At 72.3% G+C, this 19,896-nt stretch carries 19 protein-coding genes; 6 read left to right on the forward strand and 13 right to left on the reverse strand.

The genetic code is table 11. The annotated features are described in order from the left end of the window. Nucleotides 1-14: 14 nt before the first annotated feature. From ACIHEI_RS04880 to ACIHEI_RS04895, 4 genes are all read right to left on the reverse strand, one after another. Nucleotides 15-710, reverse strand: a complete 696-nt coding sequence (locus tag ACIHEI_RS04880) for a YoaK family protein (protein WP_396605622.1) — start codon at nt 708-710, stop codon at nt 15-17. A gap of 101 nt (nt 711-811) precedes the next feature. Continuing rightward, on the reverse strand, nt 812-2,710 hold the full coding sequence (locus ACIHEI_RS04885; protein ID WP_396605623.1) for an amidohydrolase: 1,899 nt from the start codon (nt 2,708-2,710) through the stop codon (nt 812-814). A gap of 56 nt (nt 2,711-2,766) precedes the next feature. Beyond that, the gene (locus tag ACIHEI_RS04890) at nt 2,767-3,366 is read right to left on the reverse strand and encodes an FMN reductase (RefSeq protein WP_396605866.1); all 600 of its coding nucleotides are present in this window, start codon (nt 3,364-3,366) and stop codon (nt 2,767-2,769) included. A gap of 5 nt (nt 3,367-3,371) precedes the next feature. After that, nucleotides 3,372-4,463, reverse strand: a complete 1,092-nt coding sequence (locus ACIHEI_RS04895; RefSeq protein ID WP_387635950.1) for an LLM class flavin-dependent oxidoreductase — start codon at nt 4,461-4,463, stop codon at nt 3,372-3,374. Between the two features lie 300 nt (nt 4,464-4,763). On the opposite strand from ACIHEI_RS04895, the gene ACIHEI_RS04900 reads away from it, so the two are divergent. The 3 genes from ACIHEI_RS04900 (at nt 4,764) to ACIHEI_RS04910 (ending at nt 6,729) form a co-directional block, all read left to right on the forward strand. Beyond that, nucleotides 4,764-5,426: a hydrolase gene (locus ACIHEI_RS04900; RefSeq protein ID WP_387859102.1), complete on the forward strand. Its 663-nt coding sequence runs from the start codon at nt 4,764-4,766 to the stop codon at nt 5,424-5,426. 5 nt (nt 5,427-5,431) lie between these two features. Beyond that, a complete protein-coding gene (locus ACIHEI_RS04905; protein ID WP_387859100.1) occupies nt 5,432-5,914 on the forward strand; it encodes a DoxX family protein in 483 nt (160 codons plus the stop codon). Between the two features lie 107 nt (nt 5,915-6,021). Next, nucleotides 6,022-6,729, forward strand: a complete 708-nt coding sequence (locus ACIHEI_RS04910; protein ID WP_396605624.1) for an acetate uptake transporter family protein — start codon at nt 6,022-6,024, stop codon at nt 6,727-6,729. A gap of 139 nt (nt 6,730-6,868) precedes the next feature. On the opposite strand, the gene ACIHEI_RS04915 is transcribed toward ACIHEI_RS04910, so the two are convergent. Beyond that, entirely contained in the window at nt 6,869-7,417 is a 549-nt protein-coding gene (locus ACIHEI_RS04915) for a Dps family protein (protein ID WP_387635960.1), read from the reverse strand. A gap of 254 nt (nt 7,418-7,671) precedes the next feature. On the opposite strand from ACIHEI_RS04915, the gene ACIHEI_RS04920 reads away from it, so the two are divergent. After that, a complete protein-coding gene (locus tag ACIHEI_RS04920; RefSeq protein WP_387635963.1) occupies nt 7,672-8,508 on the forward strand; it encodes an alpha/beta fold hydrolase in 837 nt (278 codons plus the stop codon). 79 nt (nt 8,509-8,587) lie between these two features. Here the strand turns inward: ACIHEI_RS04920 and ACIHEI_RS04925 are convergent, their stop codons facing one another. The 4 genes from ACIHEI_RS04925 to ACIHEI_RS04940 form a co-directional block, all read right to left on the reverse strand. After that, nucleotides 8,588-9,304, reverse strand: coding sequence for an alpha/beta fold hydrolase (locus ACIHEI_RS04925; protein WP_396605625.1), 717 nt, complete (start codon nt 9,302-9,304; stop codon nt 8,588-8,590). Nucleotides 9,305-9,365: 61 nt separating this feature from the next. Further along, nucleotides 9,366-10,205 (reverse strand): helix-turn-helix domain-containing protein, encoded by an 840-nt coding sequence (locus tag ACIHEI_RS04930; protein WP_392945384.1) that lies wholly within the window; start codon nt 10,203-10,205, stop codon nt 9,366-9,368. Between the two features lie 81 nt (nt 10,206-10,286). Further along, the gene (locus tag ACIHEI_RS04935; RefSeq protein WP_392945387.1) at nt 10,287-11,117 is read right to left on the reverse strand and encodes an alpha/beta fold hydrolase; all 831 of its coding nucleotides are present in this window, start codon (nt 11,115-11,117) and stop codon (nt 10,287-10,289) included. Nucleotides 11,118-11,292: 175 nt separating this feature from the next. After that, nucleotides 11,293-12,552 carry a PucR family transcriptional regulator gene (locus tag ACIHEI_RS04940; RefSeq protein WP_396605626.1) on the reverse strand — a complete coding sequence of 420 codons (1,260 nt, stop codon included), beginning with the start codon at nt 12,550-12,552 and terminating at the stop codon, nt 11,293-11,295. Nucleotides 12,553-12,992: 440 nt separating this feature from the next. Between ACIHEI_RS04940 and ACIHEI_RS04945 the strand changes: the two genes are divergently transcribed. Then, nucleotides 12,993-13,442, forward strand: coding sequence for an SsgA family sporulation/cell division regulator (locus ACIHEI_RS04945; RefSeq protein ID WP_392945391.1), 450 nt, complete (start codon nt 12,993-12,995; stop codon nt 13,440-13,442). A 54-nt stretch (nt 13,443-13,496) separates the two neighbouring features. Here the strand turns inward: ACIHEI_RS04945 and ACIHEI_RS04950 are convergent, their stop codons facing one another. Next, on the reverse strand, nt 13,497-14,450 hold the full coding sequence (locus ACIHEI_RS04950) for a helix-turn-helix domain-containing protein (RefSeq protein WP_396605627.1): 954 nt from the start codon (nt 14,448-14,450) through the stop codon (nt 13,497-13,499). Between the two features lie 154 nt (nt 14,451-14,604). Continuing rightward, nucleotides 14,605-15,594 (reverse strand): DUF3103 family protein, encoded by a 990-nt coding sequence (locus ACIHEI_RS04955; protein ID WP_396605628.1) that lies wholly within the window; start codon nt 15,592-15,594, stop codon nt 14,605-14,607. 484 nt (nt 15,595-16,078) lie between these two features. Between ACIHEI_RS04955 and ACIHEI_RS04960 the strand changes: the two genes are divergently transcribed. Next, complete coding sequence (locus tag ACIHEI_RS04960; protein ID WP_396605629.1) at nt 16,079-16,981, forward strand: RimK family alpha-L-glutamate ligase; 903 nt, start codon at nt 16,079-16,081, stop codon at nt 16,979-16,981. Nucleotides 16,982-16,983: 2 nt separating this feature from the next. On the opposite strand, the gene ACIHEI_RS04965 is transcribed toward ACIHEI_RS04960, so the two are convergent. Together ACIHEI_RS04965 and ACIHEI_RS04970 are read right to left on the reverse strand one after the other, a co-directional pair. Beyond that, the gene (locus ACIHEI_RS04965; RefSeq protein WP_396605630.1) at nt 16,984-18,294 is read right to left on the reverse strand and encodes a glutamate-cysteine ligase family protein; all 1,311 of its coding nucleotides are present in this window, start codon (nt 18,292-18,294) and stop codon (nt 16,984-16,986) included. After that, complete coding sequence (locus ACIHEI_RS04970) at nt 18,294-19,826, reverse strand: flavin monoamine oxidase family protein (RefSeq protein WP_396605631.1); 1,533 nt, start codon at nt 19,824-19,826, stop codon at nt 18,294-18,296. Before ACIHEI_RS04970 ends, ACIHEI_RS04965 begins: the two co-directional genes overlap by 1 nt. Between the last annotated feature and the right edge of the window lie 70 nt (nt 19,827-19,896).

Below are 19,896 nucleotides of genomic sequence, written 5' to 3' on the forward strand. Positions count from 1 at the left end.
ACCCCTGATGTGGCTCACTCCCGGTAGAGCAGCGCGGTGACGCCCGCCAGGGCCGCGCCCGCCACCAGGGCCCAGGCGAGCTGGCCGTGCAGGACCAGGACGGCGCCGGGGATCGCGCCGGCCAGCATGGTGGCGACGGACAGGATGCGGCGGCGCTGGCGCGGGGCGGTGCCGCCGGCGAGGCGGGAGTCGGCGGCCAGGCCGGTCAGGGTGAGGGTGAGCACGGTGGTGGTGAGGTCGGGCACGCCGAGGGCGCGGACGGTGCCGTTGCGGATGCCCATCGCGACCGCGCCGAGCGTGATCACCGCGTACCGGGCGGCGGAGCCCTCGACGGTCCAGGCGAACGCCACGGCGGCGGCCGCGCCGTGCAGTGCGACCTCCAGGGCCAGCGCGGTGCGCAGCCGGCCGGTCGATCGTCCGGTGGTGAACCGGCCGGCCAGGACGGCGCCGAGCAGGAACGCGCCGAGCGAGGTCACCGAGGCGGCGACGGAGAAGCCGGGTGCGCCGGCCAGTGCGAACGCGATGACGACCACGTTGCCGGTCATGTTGGCGGTGAAGACGTGGCCGAGGCCGAGGTAGCTGACGGCGTCGATCAGTCCGCTGGCCATGGTGAGCCCGAACAGGGCCAGCGCCAGCGGGTGGCGGTCGGTGATCTGCGGTGTGGGTGGTGCGGGCGGTGTGGGCGGTGCGGACGGTGTGGGGGTGGACACGGTGGCGCCTCCTGGGGCGGGATGCGGGCGGGATGCGGGCGGGATGCGGGCGGGGGCACCGCCGCAGCATGCGCGGCGATGCCCCCGGAGGGAAGTGGGCGTCAGAAGAAGCAGGGGTCCTGCGGCAGCACCGGCTGCCCGGAGGCGGGGAGGGCGCGGCCGCGGGCCACCCGCCAGGCGTACTGCTCGTCGGAGGACGCGGCGGCCTCCAGCACCCGGTCGGCCTGCTGGGCGCCGGCCAGGCCGGGCGCGGGGCTGGCCTGGTAGCCGCCGAAGCGGGCGACGGGGCTCCACTCGGGGCTGATGGCGGGCAGGTCGGCGGTCAGGCCCTCGTGCTCGGCGACGGCGTGCACGATCTTGCCGCCGACGACGGTGAGCACGGACTCGATGTGCGCGATGTCGGCCTCTTCGACCGTGAAGTAGTCGGCGCTGAGCACCGCCAGGTCGGCGTAGCTGCCGACGGCGAGGCGGCCCTTGACGTCCTGCTCGCCGGTGAGGCGGGCGCCGCCGAGGGTGAACAGCTCCAGGGCCTGGGCGCGGTCGAGGCGGTTGTGCTCGGCGGCGAGGCGGCGGCCGGAGAGGGCGCGGCCGGAGACCAGCCAGTGCAGCGCGACCCACGGGTTGTAGGAGGAGACCCGGGTGGCGTCGGTGCCGCCGGCCACGGTCAGGCCGCGGTCCAGGATGGCGCGCAGCGGCGGGGCCTCGGCGGCCTTGGCGGCGCCGTAGCGGTTGACGAACGCCTCGCCCTGGAAGGACAGCCGGTTCTGCACGGAGATCGAGCCGCCGAGCTTGGCGATCCGGTCCAGGCTCTCGCCGCTGACGGTTTCGGCGTGGTCGAACAGCCAGCGGTTGCCCTGCGGGAACAGGCCTTCGGCGGCGAGCTTCTCGAAGACGGCGAGGTCGCGGCGGATCGTCTCGTCGTAGGTGGCGTGCAGCCGGAAGCCCCAGCCGTTCTCCATCAGCATCCGGACGGCCTTCTCGAACTCGCTCTCGTACGCGCCGAGTTGCGGTCGCGGTTCGGTGAAGTTCTCGAAGTCGGCGGCGGCCCAGGTGAGGTTCTCGCCGGCGCCGTTGAGGCGCAGCCACTCGTCGCCCTCGCCGGGGCGGACGGTGTCGATCCAGCGCTTGAGGTCGTCGAGTTCCTGTCCGGCGGTCTGCGGGAACAGGTGGTAGGCGATGCGCAGGGTGAGCTCGCCGCGGCGGGCGAGTTCCATGACGGTGCCGTAGTTCTCGGGGAACGCCTGGAAGCCGCCGGCGGCGTCGATCGCGGAGGTCAGGCCGAAGCGGTTGAGCTCGCGCAGGAAGTGCTTGGTGGAGTCGAGCTTGTCGGCCTCGTCGAGCATCGGCGCCTTGGCGAGGGTGGAGTACAGCAGCAGCGCGCCGGGCGCGGCGATCAGCAGGCCGGTGGGCTCGCCGTCGTGGCCGCGGACGATCTGGCCGCCGGCCGGGTCGGGGGTGTCCCGGGTGAAGCCGGCGGCGCGCAGCGCGGCCTTGTTGAGCAGCGCCGACTGGTAGAGGTGCAGCACGAAGACGGGGGTGTCGGGGGCTGCGGCGTTCAGCTCCGCCAGGGTGGGCAGCCGGCGCTCGACGAACTGGTCGGCGGACCAGCCGCCGACCACGCGCACCCACTGGCCGGCGGGGGTGCGTTCGGCCTGCTCGCGCAGCATGGCGAGGGCCTGCCGGAGCGAGCGGACGCCGTCCCAGCGCAGTTCCATCACGTAGTTGAGGCCGCCGCGGATGACGTGCAGGTGCGCGTCGTTGAGGCCGGGGACGACCCGGCGGCCGAGCGCGTCGACCACCCGGGTGCCGGGGCCGACCAGCGGGACGATGTCGGCGTCCTCGCCGACCGCCCGGATCACGCCGTCGCGGATCGCGACCGCGGTGGCCTGCGGGCGGCGCGGGTCGTTGGTGAACACCTTGGCGTTGCGGACGACCAGGTCGGCGGGCTGTTCGGGGGCGGGGGTGCCGGGGCGTATTCCGGCGACGGGCATGGTGGACATGGCGGGTCCCTTCCGGGCGGTGCGGGGGGCGGTGCGCGTGGTGGCGCGGGTGACGGTCAGTGGAAGCCGAGGACGGGGGCGGTCGGGCTCGAGCCGTCGGCAGGGCGAATGCCGCCGAGAGTCACCAGTGCGGCGAGTTCCTGCCCGGCGCGTTCGATCCGGCTGGGCAGGGTGTCGGTGTGCGAGTCGCCGGTGCCGCCCCAGTCCTCGGAGGCCGCGAAGACGGCGGTCGGGGCGACCAGGGCGCGCTGGTAGGCGAACAGCGGGCGCAGCGCGTGGTCGAGGGCCAGCGAGTGCCGGGCGGTGCCGCCGGTCGCGCCGACCAGGACCGGCTTTCCGGCCAGCGCGCCGGGGTCGAGCAGGTCGAAGAAGGACTTGAACAGGCCGCTGAAGGACGCCGAGAAGACCGGCGAGACGGCGATCAGCGCGTCGGCGCCGCTCACCTCTTCCAGCGCGGTGCCGAGCGCGGGCGCCGGCCAGCCGGTGACCAGGTGGTTGGAGATCGGGCCGGCCAGCGGTCGCAGCTCGTGCAGCTGGACGTTGACTTCGCGTCCGCTCGCGGCGAGCGCGGCGGTGGTGGCCTCGGCGAGGCGGTCGGCGAGCAGCCGGGTGGAGGAGGGGACGCTGAGTCCGCCGGAGACCACGGCCAGGTTCACGGTGCTCACTTGGCGGCCTCGGTCTGCTGTCCGGCCGCGACCAGCGAGGCGTGGGTGGGGGCGTCCGGCACGCCGGCGGGGCGGTTCTTCGCGAACTCCTTGCGCAGCACGGGGACGACCTCTTCGCCGAGGATGTCGAGCTGCTCGAGGACGGTCTTCAGCGGCAGGCCGGCGTGGTCCATCAGGAACAGCTGGCGCTGGTAGTCGCCGACCGCGTCGCGGAAGGAGAGGGTGCGCTCGATGACCTGCTGCGGGCTGCCGACGGTCAGCGGGGTGGCCTCGGTGAACTCCTCCAGCGACGGGCCGTGGCCGTAGACGGGGGCGTTGTCGAAGTAGGGGCGGAACTCGCGCACCGCGTCCTGCGAGTTCTTGCGCATGAAGACCTGGCCGCCGAGGCCGACGATGGCCTGCTCGGGGGTGCCGTGGCCGTGGTGGGCGAACCGGGTGCGGTACAGCTGGATCATCCGGCGGGTGTGTTCCTGCGGCCAGAAGATGTTGTTGTGGAAGAAGCCGTCGCCGTAGTAGGCGGCCTGCTCGGCGATCTCGGGGCTGCGGATCGAGCCGTGCCAGACGAACGGCGCGGTGCCGTCGAGCGGGCGCGGGGTGGCGGTGAAGCCCTGCAGCGGGGTGCGGAAGCGGCCCTCCCAGTCGACCACGTCCTCGCGCCAGAGGCGGCGCAGCAGCGCGTAGTTCTCGGTGGCGAGCGCGATGCCCTGGCGGATGTCCTGGCCGAACCACGGGTAGACCGGGCCGGTGTTGCCGCGACCGAGCATCAGGTCGACGCGGCCGTCCGCGACGTGCTGGAGCATCGCGTAGTCCTCGGCGATCTTCACCGGGTCGTTGGTGGTGATCAGCGTGGTCGCGGTGGAGAGGATCAGCTTCTCGGTCTTCGCGGCGATCCAGCCGAGCATGGTGGTCGGCGAGGACGGCACGAACGGCGGGTTGTGGTGCTCGCCGGTGGCGAAGACGTCGAGGCCGACCTCTTCGGCCTTGAGCGCGATCGCCAGGATCGCCTTGATCCGCTCCCCTTCGGTGGGCATCCGCCCGTTGGTCGGATCGACCGTCACATCGCCGACGCTGAATATCCCGAACTGCACGGGGTGGTACCGCCTTTCACAAGCTGTGCACGGCCGGATCGGGCCGCGCCTCGACCGTAGGCACCGAACGGGCGGCCGATCGCCTTTCCAGCGCATGACCAATTGCCCCAAAGTGCACTGAAGTTGCAGCCCACGAACGGTGTGCGTTGTCGGAACAGCGCCGGGCGCGCAGCGGGCAGAACCCGGCGCCGAACGGGGATTAGCTTGGTTGACGTGGCACCCCGGCAAAACCGGTTGAGTGCCGGCTGAGCGTCTGACGCTCCGTCAATTCTCTCGATTTTCAAAGAAGAAGGAACCATCATGGTCGACTTCGCCAACGTCAAGGCTGCCCCCAGCCCGGACCTGCTCACCCCCGAGAACTCGATGATGCTGTTCGTCGACCACCAGCCGCAGATGTTCTTCGGCACCGGTTCCGGCGACCGCACCTCGATCATCAACTCGACCGTGGGTCTGGCCAAGGCCGCGAAGATCTTCGACGTGCCGGTGGTCCTGTCGACCGTCGCCGCCGAGTCCTTCTCCGGCCCGATCCTGCCGCAGCTCAAGGCGGTCTTCCCGGACCAGGAAGTCATCGACCGCACCACGATGAACGCGTGGGAGGACGAGGCCCTGGTCGAGGCCGTCAAGGCCACCGGCCGTAAGAAGATCATCCTGTCGGGTCTGTGGACCGAGGTCTGCCTGGTCCTGCCGGCGCTCTCCGCGCTGGGCCAGGGCTACGAGGTCTACGTCGTGGCGGACGCCTCCGGTGGCGTCAGCCCGCTGGCCCACGAGCACGCCCTGCAGCGGATGACCGCCGCCGGCGCCGTGCCCGTCACCTGGGTGCAGGTGCTGCTCGAGCTCCAGCGCGACTGGGCCCGCTCGGAGACCTACGTCGCCGTCACCGACCTGGTCAAGGAGCACGGCGGCGCCTACGGCATGGGCGTCTTCTACGCCCAGTCGATGATCAACCCGCACGCCGCGGGCTGACCGTCATGAACACCGGTCTCCTCCTGCTCCGCCTGGTCGTCGGCCTGCTGATCGCCGGGCACGGCGTCCAGAAGGTCAGCTACCACCTGGGCGGCAGCGGACTGGCGGGCGGTACCGCCGAATTCCGGGGTGATGGCTTCCGGGGCGGGATGCTCACCGCCCTGGCTGCCGGCGGTACCCAGATCGGCGCCGGGCTGATGCTCGCGGTCGGTCTTCTCACCCCGCTCGCGGGCGCGGGCGTCATGGGCGTCATGACCGTCGCCCTGACGGTCAAGTGGCCGCACGGCCTGTGGGTCCAGCACGACGGGTACGAATTCCCGCTCGTACTGATCGTCACGGCCGCCGCACTCACCGCCACCGGCCCCGGCCAGTGGTCGGTGGACGGCGCGCTCGGCCTGGCCGACTGGCCCCTGTGGTGCCTCGCGCCGGCGCTGGTCGCCGGTGTCGGTGGCGGTCTGGTCACCCGGTTCGTCCTGCACCGCAAGTAGGGCAGCACCGCAGAAGGGCTCGGGCCCCTGGACGCACTCGCTCCAGGGGCCCGAGCCCTTCTGCACACCATCAACTCCCCACATCCCCAAGGCAAGGAACAGAACAGATGACGGCAGCGACGATGGAAGAGCACCAGCAGGCGGACACAGCGCCCCGGCCGGAGCTGCACACCATGACCCGGATCCACCTGCGGCCGATCGCCTCGCCGATGCCGCTCGGATTCTTCGCCGTGGCGATCGCCTCGGCGGTCACCAGCAGCCTGCAGCTCGGCCTGATCGACGGCGCGTACCGGCAGGCCGTGGCGCTCACCGTGTTCTCCGCCTTCCTGCTCCAACTGGTGGTCGCCATCCTGGCGTTCGGCGCCCGGGACGTGATCGCGGCGACCCTGATGGGCGTCTTCGCCGGGGCCTGGCTGTCCTTCGGCCTGGTCACCGCGTTCGACGCGCCCGGCGCCCGGCACGTGATGGGCGTGCTGAACCTGACGTTCACCGTGTTCGCCGCCCTGATGGCCTCGGTGGCCCGGCCGAAGAAGGCCCTGTGGGCGGTCCTGCTGGTCGCCACCCCGCGCTACTTCGTGGCCGGCCTGGGCGGCGTCACCGGCTTCGAGTGGCTGACCCACATCGCCGGCGTGCTCGGCGTCCTGCTCGCGCTGGTCGCGACGTACGCCGCGTACGCCCTGATGGTGGAGGAACTGCGCGGCCGCGACGTCCTGCCGATCGGCCGCAGCGGCCCCGTCAAGCACGCCATGACCGCCGAACTCGCCGATCAGCTGCACGGCTTGGAGCGCCAGGCCGGCATCCGCCGCACGCTCTGACCGACCGCACGGGCAACAAAGAGGGGCCGTCCGAGGACGGCCCCTCTTGCTGACCGAACGCACAGGCCACAAAAAAGGGGGCCGTCCGAGGACGGCCCCTTTTGGTGTGTGCCTACAGCTCCGGCCTACAGCTCCGGGCCTACAGCTCCGGCGTGGCGACCAGGTGCTCCGCGAGGAACCACACCTGGGTCTCGCCGCCGCGGATGATCTGCGACACCAGCAGGTCCTGGGTGCCGTCGTCGCCGAGCTCGGCGGTGCGGTTGGCGGCGTCCCGGGCGTCGGTGATGACGCGCTCGTGGGCGTCCAGCAGCCGCGAGAGCATCGAGCGGACGTCCTCGAGGCCGTCCGGCGGGCGGGGCACGCTGGTGAACTCGGCGGCGTGCCGCAGGTCGCCGACCGCGACGCCACCGAGGGTCTGCACCCGCTCGGCGAGCGCGTCGATCAGCTCCAGCTGCTCCTGGGCGTGCTTGTCGAACAGCAGGTGCAGCTGGTAGGCCGTCGGGCCGCGCATGCCCCAGTGGTACTTCTTGTACAGCCCGTACAGGAACTGGCTGTCCGCGAGGATGCGGTTGAGGCGCTGCGCCGAGTACAGGCGGGCGTCGTGCGACAGCGCGATCGGCAGCTGCGTGACGGTGCCGAACTCCTGGACGGCGGGGCCGCTCTGGTGCAGGCGGGGCTGGCTGGACATGGTGCTCCTGGTGATCTCGGGGTCGGGCGGCACCAGCGTAGGAACAGCCGGACCCCCGTCCTGTCCTGACCGCGCACGATCCGCAGCCGGTGAGCGCACGGGCGGTACCAGTTGACGGCAGGTCAGCAGGAAGGCGCTCTGGGACGACCGCGTGTGCTCTCCCAGACGATCGACCGCCTCCCACCGCTCCTACCGTGTGACTCGTCAACAGCCCGCCAGCCGGGCCGACCGCCCCGTAACGAAAGTGAAGTGCCATGCCGTTCATCACCGTTGGCCAGGAGAACACCACCCCGATCGAGGTCTACTACGAGGACCACGGCACCGGCCAGACGGTCGTCCTGATCCACGGCTTCCCGCTCAACGGCCACTCCTGGGAGCTCCAGGAGGCCGCGCTGCTCGACGCCGGCTACCGGGTCATCACCTACGACCGCCGCGGCTTCGGCCAGTCCTCGCAGACCACCACCGGCTTCGACTACGACACCTTCGCGGCCGACCTGAACACCGTCCTGGAGACCCTGGACGTGCGCGACGCCGTCCTGGTCGGCTTCTCGATGGGCACCGGCGAGGTCGCCCGCTACGTGTCGACCTACGGCACCGAGCGGATCGCCAAGGTCGCCTTCCTGGCCTCGCTCGAGCCGTGCCTGCTGCTGACCGAGGACAACCCGGAGGGCGCGGCCCCGAAGGAGTTCTTCGACGGCATCATCGCCGCGGTGAAGGCCGACCGCTACGCCTACTACACCGACTTCTTCGAGAACTTCTACAACCTGGACGAGAACCTCGGCTCCCGGATCAGCGAGGAGGCCGTCCGCAACAGCTGGAACGCCGCCGCCTCCGGTGGCGCGTTCGCGGCCTCGGCCGCGCCGGCCACCTGGTACACCGACTTCCGCGCCGACCTGCCGAAGATCGACGTCCCGACGCTGATCCTGCACGGCACCGGCGACCGCATCCTGCCGATCGAGAACACCGCCCGCCCGTTCCACCGCGCGGTGCCCACCGCCGACTACGTGGAGATCGAGGGCGCGCCGCACGGCCTGCTCTGGACCCACGCCGCGGAGGTCAACTCCGCGCTGCTGGCCTTCCTGGCCAAGTAAGTCCGCACCGGACGTGACAGCCTCGCGCCCGGCATCCGCTCTCCGCGGATGCCGGGCGCGAACCATTCCCGGCGCGGCGTCAAATGCCGCGCGCCGCTTCGTGGATGAGCTCGGCGACGGCGCTCGGCCTGGAGACGGCCACGGCGTGCGAGGCCTCGGCCAGTTCCGTCACCCGGGCGCCGGCGCGTTCGGCGGTGAAGCGCTGCACCTCCGGCGGCAGCGCCTGGTCGGCGCCCGTCACCAGCGCCCACGAGGGCAGCTCGCGCCACGCCGTGACGGTCGGAGCGTCGCTGAACACCCGCTCGGCGACCGGGCGTTGGAGCGCGGCGAGAGCCTGCGCCAGCTCCGGGTCGAGGTCGGCGGCGACCAGCGACCGGTAGCACTCCCGGGGCACGGTCAGTTCGGTCGCCTGCCCCGCGCCGAGTGTGTGGACGGCGGAGCGCAGCAGGTGGGCCCCGCCCTGCCCGGGGGCGTGGCGGGCCACCAGGCCGTCGTAGCTCTCCCCCACGTCGGGCAGGTACGCGGCGATGTAGACCAGCGCGGCCACATTGGGCGCCGCCCCGGCCTCGGTGATCACCGCCCCGCCGTAGGCGTGGCCGACCAGCACCACGGGGCCGTCGATGCCCGCGAGCAGCGAGCCCAAATAGGCGGCGTCGTGGGCGAGTCCGCGCAGCGGGTTGGCGACGGCGAACACGGTCAGGCCGCGGCGGTGGAGTTCGGCGACGACGCCGACCCAGGTGGCGGCGTCGGAGCAGCCGTCGTGGACGAGCACGACGGTGGGCCGGGTGGCGGACATAGCGGCCTTTCGGGAGGCTGCCCGCAGCCGGGCGGGACTGCGGGCGCGGGGGGTGGATCGGTCAGGCGGGGTGGACACCGTCGGCGCGGGCGGCGGCGTAGGCCTGCCACTGGCGGGGCGAGACGCCGTAGGTCTCGCGGAACGCGCGGGAGAAGTGCGAGTGGCTGACGAAGCCCCAGCGGTGCGCGACGGCGGAGACGCTGGTCTGGCGGCGCGCGGGGCGCTCCAGTTCGCGGCGGCAGGCGTCCAAGCGACGGTGCCGCACCCACTGGCCGACCGTCGTGCCGTCCTGCTGGAAGAGCTTGTGCAGGTAGCGCACCGATATGTGCTGCGAGCGGGCGATCGACTCGGGCGACAGGTCCGGGTCGGCGAGGTTCTCCTCGATGTGCTCGCGCAGCCGCGCGAGCATCTCGCCCGCGCCGGACGCCTGTTCGGCGCTCTCGCGCTCCAGCAGCTCGGTCACCAGGATGGCGACGATGTCGGACACGCTGCGCGCCAGGTGGTTGCCGGGCCGGGCCCGGTGGGCCTGGGACTGGCCGGCCAGGGTGTGCAGGAACTGCGAGGCGAGCGCGCCGACGCCCGCGTCGCCGCGCGCCAGCAGTCCGCCGGTGCGCCGCACGTCGGCCTGCCGGACGCCCAGGTAGAAGCACGGCACGCGGAACCGCAGCATCCGGCACTCGGCGTCGCGCAGCAGGCCCACCGGGTGCGGGGTGGCGCCGATCAGCAGGTCGCCGGGGGCGAGCACGGTGCAGTGTTCGCCCTGCCGCAGCGAGGCCGCGCCCTGCACGTGCAGGGCGACGTACAGGCAGTCCAGGGGATCGGCGCCGGGCGGCGGCGAGAGGACGTCGATGACGCCGGCGTAGAGCGCCTGGTCGAGCAGCGAGCAGTCGTTTTCGGGCATGGGTGAGGAACCCGAGGGGATCACGGGAGTCTCCGACCGGTTGTGGGCGGTGGTGCGAATTACTTGGGACAGGAGCCAGATCTAGGAGAGGAACTTCTCCACGACGGCGTTGAACGCGTCGGGGTTCTCCAGGAACGGGAAGTGCGAGCTCGCCACGGACTTCGGGAACACGTGCAGCCGCGCTCCGGGGATCCGTTCGGCGATGTAGCGCTGCGAGGCGGGGTCGACGTGGCTGCCCTCGCAGCCGAGCACCAGTGCCGGTACGTCGATCCGGCCGAGCACGTCGCGCCAGTCCTGGGCGCAGTTGTCGAACAGCAGCGGGACGCCCGCGTACGCGGGGGTGGCACGGATCTCGTCCAGGACGAAGGCCAGCACACCGGGGTCGGTGTCGCCGCTGAACATCGACCGGACGAAGCCCTCGCGGACCTGCGCGCCGTCCGGCCCGGCCAGCGCGGCGCACAGTTCCAGCAGCCCGGCCACGTCGAAGACGGCGCCGGACTCGCGCTGTTCGGCGGGCGTCGTCCAGGGCACGGCGGCGACGGCGGCGGGCTGGTCGACCAGCACCAGGCGGCGGATCCGCCCGGTGCCGTACTGGTCGGCGAAGCTCCACCACACCGAGGCGCCCATCGACCAGCCCAGCGCGTCGAACGCGTCCAGGCCGAGGTGGTCGGCCAGTTCGCGGACGTCGTTTGCCAGCCGGGCGATCCGGTAGCCGTGGTGGGGCTTCTCCGAGCGGCCGTGACCGCGGAGGTCCACCGTCACCACCCGCCGGCCCGGGGCCAGTCCGGCGAGCTGGTGACGGAACATCTCCTGGGTCTGCCCCCAGCCATGGAGCATGACCAGCGGGACGCCGTCGCCGCCGCTGTCGCGGTAGCTCAGGCGCACTCCGTCCTTGGTGATCATTTCGTTCATGGTGTCGGTGTCCGGTCCGTTCGGGTCGGCTGTGGATGCGGGAAACGTCCAGGTCCGAAGGAGTGGGCCCGGTGGCAGCTCGTGATGTCGATTCTGGTCGGGGTGGCAGGGCGCTGACCACCGACCGACGTAGGGATTGCCTGCCGAACCTTTCTCCCTCTGTAGGACCGGCGGCTCATCGGTCTGTAGCAACGGCCGGGTCGGTCCGGCTGCCGATCAGTTCCAGCAGCCGCAGACCCGTGTGCAGCACCAGGCGGTGCGCACCGTTGTCCAGGTCCAGGCCGGTGATCTCCTGGATCTGCCGCAGGCGGTAGTACAGCGAGGTGCGGTGGACCTCCAGGGTCTCCGCGGTCCGGGGCACCGAGCCGGCGTTCTCCAGGAAGCAGCGCAGCGTCTCCTCCAACTTGGCGTTGGCGCCGCCGTCCAGGAGTTTCCGCAGCGGTTTCGGCAGCAGCGAACTGTTCAGCGCGTCCTCGGGCAGCTGGAGCAGCACGGTGTACTCGCCGAGCCGTTCCCAGTCGGCGATGCCTTCCAGCCGGGGCAGCCGGCGGGCCGCGCGGAGCGCCACCCGGGCCTGGTCGTGGGAGATCCACGCCTCGGCGAGCGCGCCGCGGCGGCCGCCGACGCCGATCACGACGGCCGTGCCCGGGTCCAGGAAGGTCTTCAACGAGCGTGCCACGGTGCGGCATTGGAAATCCAGGTCGTCCTCGGTCGGCTCGCGCTCGAAGACCTGCACCAGCACCGCCCGGTCGCCTTCGACGGCGAGCAGCCCGAGCGCCGCCCTGGTCCGGCGGAACGGGTCGAGGGCGGCGCACAGCGCCACCTCGACCCGGCCGGGGGCGTCGCGCTGCCGGGAGACGGCCACGGTGGTCACCACCGTGTGCGGTCCCTCCGGGAGCAGGCCGTCCTCGACCAGCCGCCGGTGGGCCGCGCAGCGCTGCTCGGAGTCGTGGCCGACCAGCCGGGACACCAGCTGGCGGCTCTCCTCCTCGTCGAGGTCCGAGGCCAGGCGCTGGGCGTACATCTCGGCGGCCAGCGCGCGGGCGGTCCGGTCGATGGCGGCGATCTGTTCGCCGGTCAGCGCGGCGTCCGTGATCACCACCATCAGGATGCCCAGCAGGTAACCGCGTTCGCGGATCGGTACGCAGTAGCGCGGCCGCAGCCCCAGGTCGTCCCGGGCGGGCAGCACGCCCGGCCGGGTCCACTGGACGACGCCCTGCGACAGCACATAGCGGATGGCCTCGTCGTCCGCGATGCCCTGAAGCAGGGTGCGCACCCGCACACCGTCCTCGTCGCCGAAGTGCCGGCTGGTGCAGATCATCCGCACCAGCGGGTCGTCCAGGACGACGGAACGGCCGAGTTCTTCGGCCAGCCCGTCGACCAGGGCCTGGAGCGCCTCGCCGCCAGGACGAGCGCGCTGGATCAACATCGTCATGATCAAGCCTCCCGCCGCATTCATACAAGAAGCGAAACGTGATAGCCAAACGTTCAACAAAGCGCGAAAACGGCCCCGCCGACGGGTCCGCGACGCCCTCCCGAAACCCGCCTCAATCACCCGAACTCCCCCGCACATCAGACAAGTTGGCCAAGGCCCCCACCAGCGCCCGACCCCGCCGCACCGGACGGCCCCCGCCCCGGCGGCGGGCGAACGGTGCACGGATCGTCACGTCGCCGTGCATCGCCGGAACATCCGCCCGATCGGCGCCCACGTAACCTGCCGGGAGGCTCCACCTCCCCCCCCTGGCCGCCGGCAGCTCCCAGGACCGGGGCGAGAGCACCGCACCGCCGTCGGCCGCCACGCCACCGACCGGCCGCACCTTCACCGCGCGCACACCGGACGGCCCCGCCCGTCCCCACCGGATTCAGGAGAACTTCATGTCCGCCCCCCACCCGCTGTCCGACCCGCAGCCGGAGGCCATCAGCACCGACCTCGCGCTCGACGCCCAGATCGTCCTCGGCGAGCACCAGTCCATCGCCGTACCCGTCCGCCTCGGCTACTGCGCCGACGACCCGTACGCCGTCGCCCTGGAGTTCCTCGGCCAGGCCTCCGAGGCGGGCGTCTGGCAGTTCTCCCGCGACCTGCTCTGGGAAGGCCTGCAGAAGCCCACCGGCCTCGGCGACGTCCGCATCTGGCCGCCCTGCCCGTGCCACGGCCGCACCGAGCTGCGGATCATGCTCCAGGGCGACGACGGCAGCGTGCTGCTCGACCTGCCGGCCCGCCAGATCCGCCGCTGGCTGCGCCGCGACACCTTCTCCCTCGTCCCGCCCGGCACCGAGGGCACCCGGATCGACTGGGACACCGAACTGCACACCCTGACCGGCTGAGCCCCCAAACCCGATGCCCGGGCCGCACCGCGCGGCCCCCATCGCCCGGGGCCGTCAGCCCTCCGACCGGCCGAGCAGCTGCCACTCGCGCGGCGCCATCCCGTAGAACGCCCGGAACGCCCGGCTGAAATGACTGGAGTTGACGAACCCCCAGCGCCGGGCGATCCCCGCCACACCTGCCTGCTCGGCCATCGGCCGGCGCAGGTCCCGGCCGCACCGCTCCAGGCGCTGCGCCCGGATCCACGCCCCGACGGTCGCCCCCTCCTGCTGGAACAGCTTGTGCAGGAACCGCACCGACACGTGGTTGGCCTCCGCGATGCCGGACGGCGACAGGTCCGGGTCCCCGAGGTTGCGCAGGATGTGGTCCTTGATCCGCGCCAGCGAGGCGGCGGCATGCGCCTGCGGGGGCCGCTCGCGCCCGCACCGGTCCTCGACCACCAGCGACAGCAGGTCGAGCGCGGTCGCCGCGGCCCGCCGCCCGACCGCCTCGTCCAGTGCCGGCGCCTCGCGGGCCATCCCCGCCAGATAGGTCGCCACCAGGGCCGCGCTGCCCTCGGGGGCGAACGCGGTCGCGGTCAGCGCGCGCAGATGCCGCTCCTCGACGTCGAGCGCGGCGCGCGGGAAGTGGAAGGACGTGAACACGAAGTCCTCGGCCACCCGCTTGCGGAAGGTGCGGGACGCGTCGGTGATCGAGAACGACCCGGGCCGGATCAGCGTCTCCCGCCCGTCCTGCTCCTTGAGCGCGGTGCCGCTCTGCTGGAGGGTCAGGATCAGTGCGGCGGACTCGTCCCGCTCGATCATCCGCCGGGTGCGGGTCGCCGCCTGCGGCGCGGCCCGCACCTGGAGGATCCGCATCGGGCCGAGCCGGTGACTGGAGATCGTCCCCGGCGCCGGCTCGTCCTCCAGGAACTCCACGGCCATCGGCACGTACGCGGTGGCCACCGCCGCGCGCCACATCTCCGCGTGCTCGGCGGCGGACAGCGGCCCGGTGGGGAGCTCGGCGGACACGGGAACTTCCTCTCGTTCGACGCCGGCCCGTCGGGAACCGGCCCCGAAATCACACCATCTCCAGACACTCCATCCCAATTCGGGGTCCTTCAACGCCGGAGCGCCGACGGAAGCAGTGCCTCCCGCCGGCGCCCGGCTCACACCCGTCGGCCGGTCAGAGTGCGGACACCCAGTACCGGTCGAAGGTCATCGTCCCGTTGCCCGAGGCACCGGTGCGGGTACCGGTCGTGGTGGTGGCCAGGGTGTACCAGGACTCGACGTAGTCCGGGTCGTCGGTCCACCAGGACGACGGCATCGCGTCGATGAGAGCGTTGACCAGCGGGATGTACGCGCCCTGGTCGGTGATCGTCAGCAGCACCGCCGCCAGCGCCTTGGCCAGCGAGGAGTAGTTGGTGTTGCCGTCGTCCTCCATCATCACGACGTCGGCCAGGTTGTACTTGTACAGCGACCAGTTCACCAGGATCTGGTTCGGGTAGTACGTCTTGTTCGCGTCGTCCAGGTACGGCATGGTCACGGTGTCGACCCGCACCTTGCCGTCCAGGCCGAAGCCCGTCACCAGGTCGAAGATCTCCGCGGCGCCCTTGAACCAGGGCTCCTTCACGTCCTTGACGGTGACGGCGGTGACCCGGGTGGTCCAGAAACCGGTGGCAGCTGCGGCGGCCGGCGCACTCACCGGCGCCTGCAGACCGGCCGCGGCCAGCTCCTGCTGCAGCACCTTCATCCCGGCCTCGGTGGCCTTGTCGGTGTCCACGTCCACCAGGATCACCGGACGGTCCGGGGCGTGGTCCGCCGCCAGGTTGTACGTCTTGCCGGCGCTGTCGTACGCGACCACCACGGTGGCGTTGTCGTCCGACGGCGAGGAAGCCACCAGCGGCTCCATCCCGTCGACGGCCGCACCGACCAGCCGCGCCTGGAGCAGCGGGCCGACCTCCGCGCCGAGACCCTTCGCGTCCGCGACCTGCCGGTCCGCCTTCGCGATGTGCGCACCGAACCCGTTCGCACCGGCCGTCGCCGACCCGGCCGTCAGCCCGCGCAGGCCCACCGCCTTGCCCTGGGCGAGCGCACCGGAGACCTGGCGCTGCCAGGCCTTGTCACCGAGCGACAGCGCGAGCGACCGCGCCGCACCGTCCTCGATGCCGTCCACGGCCGAAACACGCGTCGCATGCCGCTGGGGGGCGGGGGCCGCGGACGCCAGGCCCGGAGCTGCAGTGACGGCGAGACCGGTCAACGTCAGACCGGTCAACACCGCACGGAACCGCCGTGCAGAGTGCAGGGAGAACATGGGGGAGCCTCCACCTGTGGTGACCGCCCGGGATCCCGGGCAAGCCATGGACGCCGAACCCGGGTCGGTCCGACGTGATGGTTCCTGGAGCGGCACCATGGTGGGGTATCAGGCGTCTACGCGAATAGACCTCGTGCGACCGTCCAGTACGGACCGGTCATGAAGTGTCCGTAATGTCTGTCCCAAATCGTGACCGTGTCTGCTCAAAATCTCCCACCAGCGGTCGGCGACGCCGTCCCCCGCGCCCCGGTTTCTCGCTCCCGCCTGCGTTTCGCCCCCCGCCGGGACAGGTTCTGCACGGATGATGGGGGCGCCCGTTCAACCGCTGATCCGAGGAGACCGCCCCGTGGCCCAAGAGCCCTTTCCCGAGGCCGAGTTGTGGCTGCTGCTCGGCCGCGCCGTCCAGGACTCCCCGGTGGCGAAGCGGCTGGGCCGGGATTTCGCCGAGGCGTTCGGTTCGCGGTTCGCGGTCGTGTCGACCGACAGCCTGCTGCTGGGCGTGACGGGTGGGAAGCTGAGCCTGTACGACTTGACGGGGCGTCCGGTGACTCCGCCCCGGGTGGCTGTGGTGCGGCTGGCGATGACCTCGCTGAGCAGTGACCGGGAGATCACCCTGCTGCGTCAACTCCAGGCGATGGGGACCGAGTTGATCAACCCACCCGACGCCGTCCTGACCTGCGTCAACAAGTTCTGGCAGCTCCAGCGGCTCGCCGAGGCCGGCCTGCCCGTACCGGACACCCGTACCTACACCGACACCCGGCCGGACCGGGCGCTGGTCGGGATCCCGGAGCCGTGCGTGGTGAAGGCGGTGCGCGGCAGTGGCGGCCACCAGGTGTTCCTGGCGCGGGACGCCGCGATGGTGGCGGACGTCCAGGGCTGTCTGCGCCCGGACGTGCCGTTCCTGTTCCAGCGCTACGTCGAGCACTCGCACGGCCGCGACCTGCGGGTGATCGTGGTGGACGGCCGGCCGGTGGCCGTCGGGTTGCGAACCGCCTCCAACGGCCTGATGCAGTCGAACGTTTCGCTCGGCGGCACCGTCGAGCCGTGCCCGGGCCGCTACCCGGTGGCGGAGCAACTCGCGGTGCGGGCCGCCGAGGAGGTCGGTCTGGTGCTGGCCGGCGTCGATCTGCTCTTCGAGGAGGACGGCACCTTCACCGTGTGCGAGGTGAACGCCAACGTCCGCTGGGGCGCGCGGGTCACCCAGGTGACCGAAGCCCTGATCGCCGCCTGCGCGGAGAGGTTGACGTAGCGTCAGATTCGGTAGGTGGCGACATACCGCGCCGGGTCGCCGTCCCAGCGCGCCAGGGTCTGTGCGGCGAAGGTCCGGCCGGTGGCGACGATCTCGTCCAGCGGGTCGAGGTAGCCGGGCACGTGCGGAGGTTCGAGTCCGGCGGCGACCCGGGCGTCGAGGCCGGCCCGGGCGAGGCGGAGCAGTTCGGCGGCGAGGGGGCGGACGGGCGTGTCGCCGAGGCGGGTGTCGAGGCCGTGGACGGGGAGTCGGTTGCGGGCGGCGCGGTGTTCGGCGGCGCTGTGGTGGCCGGTCAACTCCCAGGCGGCGTCGCAGGATTGGCGGTGGTAGGTGAGGCCGGTCCAGAGCGCGGGCAGGGCGGCGAGGTGGGGGTGGGGCGGGCCGTCGGCGCCGCGCAGTTCGAGGGTGTGGCGGACGCGGGTGTCTGTCCAGAGCTGGTCGAGGTGGGCGGCCCAGCGCCGGGGGGCGTCGTCGAGGCCGTGGCGGAGCAGGTCGGCGAAGGTGCCGTCGGGGGCGCGGTGGTAGTGGCCGTCGCGGGTGCGGTAGTGGATCAGCGGGATGCCGAGCGCCCAGTCGACGATGTCGTCGGCGGCAACGTCGGGCCGCAGCGCGGGTGGCAGCAGGCCGGCCCGGCGCGGGTCCATTCGCAGCCAGGCCCAGGAGCGGTGGGACAGCAGTCCGCACGGACGGCCTTCGTGGAGTGGCGAGTTGACGAGCAGGGCGGAGATCACGGGGGCGACGGCGGTCTGCATCCGCAGTTTCCGGGTGAAGTCGTCGGGGCCGAGGAAGTCGAGGGTGGCCTGGGTGGAGAGCGACAGTCCCATCACGTACGGGGCGCGGGCCCCGCCGGGGCCGAGGTCGGCGAAGTACTGGCGCATCAGGGCGCCGCGGGACATCGGTACCCATTCGACGTCGGCGAGCCGGCCGAAGGGCAGGTTGCCGCCGGGGACGAGGGCCAGGCCGAAGCCGGCGGCGAGGTCGGCGAGCCGGGCCAGCGCGGCGCGGACTTCGTCCATGGTCTTGCCGACGCCGGGGCCTGGGGTGGAGGAGTACTCGATCTGCCCGCCGTGTTCGAGCGTGACGGTGCTGCCGTCGGGCAGCCGGACGCCCGTCAGGCAGTCGCCGTCCAACTCCGGTTCGCCGCCCCAGTGCTGGAGCACCGCCTCCAGCAGAGTCCGCACTCCGCGCGGGCCGGAGTAGCGGGCGCCGATGCCGGTGGCGGGGTCGAGCAGGCCGCACTCGACCTCGACGCCGACCTGCTCGGTGGCGCCGGCGGGCGGCGTCAGCGGGGCGAGCAGCTGCGCCCGGTCCATCACGGGGCGCTCACCGGGGCCGGCGTGCGGGCCTCCCGGGCGTGGTCGAGCAGGGCGACGACGGCGCCGAGCGCGGACTGTGCGGCGCCCTGGCACCAGGCGTGCGCGCCGGACAGGTGCTCGCCGGCGAAGAAGATCCGCGGCCGGTTCGCGGGGTGCGGCGCGCCGAGCACCGACAGGTAGCGGGTGTGTTCGCCGGGGGTGAGGTGGGCGAACGCGCCGCCGCCCATGCCGGTCTGGACGTCCCAGTTGCAGTGCACGATGTCGTCGACGTCGTGCGTGATGCCGGGGTGCAGTTTCTCCAGGCACTCCAGCACCAGCGCCTCCCGGTCGGCCTGTTCGAGCGCGGCGAACCGGCGCGCGTTGGCCCCCCACAGGTAGGCGCCGAGCAGCGCGGCGGGTTCGGCGGAGCGCAGCCGGTCGAGGGCGCCCCAGCGGGGGGTGCCGGAGCCGTTGACGCCGCCGTCGGTGCGCACCGCGTTGTCGGACGGGTACCAGCACTGCTGGATGGGCAGGTCGGTGAAGCTGCCGCCGCCGTGGATGCCGTCCTCGATCTCCCAGCGGCGGCGGGTCACGTGCAGCACGGTCTTGGCGCTGGACGCGTAGCTGATGCCGCGCACCGCGTGGCGCTGGGCGTGCGGCAGGCCGGGGGTGACGGTGATCTGGTCGAGCGCGGGGGCGGGGATGCAGCAGACCACGAAGTCGGCGCGGTCGTCGATCCGGCTGCCGATCCGCCGCCCGCGCACCTGTACGCCGTCGGCGCGCAGCGTGAGTTCGTCGATCCGGGTGGACAGCCGCAGGGTGCCGGGACGCAGCGAGCGGACGAAGGCGTGCGCCAGGGAGTCCATGCCGTCGATGAGTTCGACCTGGCCGCGGTGGAACAGGCCGAAGTAGTCGACGAGGACTTCCAGCAGCGAGGACTGCTCGTAGTGGGCGAGGCCGCTGGCGTGGCCGAACAGGTCCCAGGCGTCCTGCGAGAGGTGCTGGTGGACGAACTGCCACAGCGAGAGCGAGGCGGCTCGCTCCAGGGCCGGGTCGTCCCAGCGGCCGTCCAGTGCGCGGCGCTGCTGTTCGACGGTGAGGGCCCGCCAGACGGGGGCGAGGACGCGTTCCAGCAGGGCGGACGGGGCGTGGCGTTCCTCGGGGCGGAGAGCGAAGGCGGGGAACAGCGAGGCGACTTCGCGGACCCGGACCCGGCTGCCGCGCAGGTGGTAGTAGGCCTGCGGGTTGGTGTTGACGAAGGGCCGGGTGGCCAGCCGGAACCGTTCCACGTAGTGCAGGACGCAGTGGTGGTTGGCGGGGATCCGCATCGCGCCGAGGTCGGCGTGCGTGCCGTCCCAGAACCGGTGGGTGCGGATCCGCCCGCCGGGCCGGTTGCCGCGTTCGTACACCGTCACGTCGAATCCGCGCCGCTGGAGCTCGTACGCGCACACCAGGCCGGCGATGCCGGCGCCGATCACGACCACTCGGCCGCCGGGTCCGGCGGTCGGTGTCAGCAGGGCGCGGGGGAACGCAAAACTGGTGTCGAACATCGGGACCCCTTCGGTGCGCGATACCGCGCGGCGCCCCGTCCTGCCCTGCTCGCACCCTCCCGTGCCCGGA

It is taken from the genome of Kitasatospora sp. NPDC051984, from assembly GCF_044593455.1.
GTDB lineage: Bacteria > Actinomycetota > Actinomycetes > Streptomycetales > Streptomycetaceae > Kitasatospora.

What these genes read in the sequence shown, in the direction of transcription:
- ACIHEI_RS04915 (WP_387635960.1), bottom strand. Translation starts at nt 7,417, where the DNA reads ATGTCCAGCCAGCCCCGCCTGCACCAGAGCGGCCCCGCCGTCCAGGAG.
- ACIHEI_RS04935 (WP_392945387.1), bottom strand. Translation starts at nt 11,117, where the DNA reads ATGAACGAAATGATCACCAAGGACGGAGTGCGCCTGAGCTACCGCGAC.
- ACIHEI_RS04930 (WP_392945384.1), bottom strand. Translation starts at nt 10,205, where the DNA reads ATGCCCGAAAACGACTGCTCGCTGCTCGACCAGGCGCTCTACGCCGGC.
- ACIHEI_RS04885 (WP_396605623.1), bottom strand. Translation starts at nt 2,710, where the DNA reads ATGTCCACCATGCCCGTCGCCGGAATACGCCCCGGCACCCCCGCCCCC.
- ACIHEI_RS04945 (WP_392945391.1), top strand. Translation starts at nt 12,993, where the DNA reads ATGTCCGCCCCCCACCCGCTGTCCGACCCGCAGCCGGAGGCCATCAGC.
- ACIHEI_RS04970 (WP_396605631.1), bottom strand. Translation starts at nt 19,826, where the DNA reads ATGTTCGACACCAGTTTTGCGTTCCCCCGCGCCCTGCTGACACCGACC.
- ACIHEI_RS04965 (WP_396605630.1), bottom strand. Translation starts at nt 18,294, where the DNA reads ATGGACCGGGCGCAGCTGCTCGCCCCGCTGACGCCGCCCGCCGGCGCC.
- ACIHEI_RS04925 (WP_396605625.1), bottom strand. Translation starts at nt 9,304, where the DNA reads ATGTCCGCCACCCGGCCCACCGTCGTGCTCGTCCACGACGGCTGCTCC.
- ACIHEI_RS04900 (WP_387859102.1), top strand. Translation starts at nt 4,764, where the DNA reads ATGGTCGACTTCGCCAACGTCAAGGCTGCCCCCAGCCCGGACCTGCTC.
- ACIHEI_RS04905 (WP_387859100.1), top strand. Translation starts at nt 5,432, where the DNA reads ATGAACACCGGTCTCCTCCTGCTCCGCCTGGTCGTCGGCCTGCTGATC.
- ACIHEI_RS04920 (WP_387635963.1), top strand. Translation starts at nt 7,672, where the DNA reads ATGCCGTTCATCACCGTTGGCCAGGAGAACACCACCCCGATCGAGGTC.
- ACIHEI_RS04940 (WP_396605626.1), bottom strand. Translation starts at nt 12,552, where the DNA reads ATGACGATGTTGATCCAGCGCGCTCGTCCTGGCGGCGAGGCGCTCCAG.
- ACIHEI_RS04910 (WP_396605624.1), top strand. Translation starts at nt 6,022, where the DNA reads ATGACGGCAGCGACGATGGAAGAGCACCAGCAGGCGGACACAGCGCCC.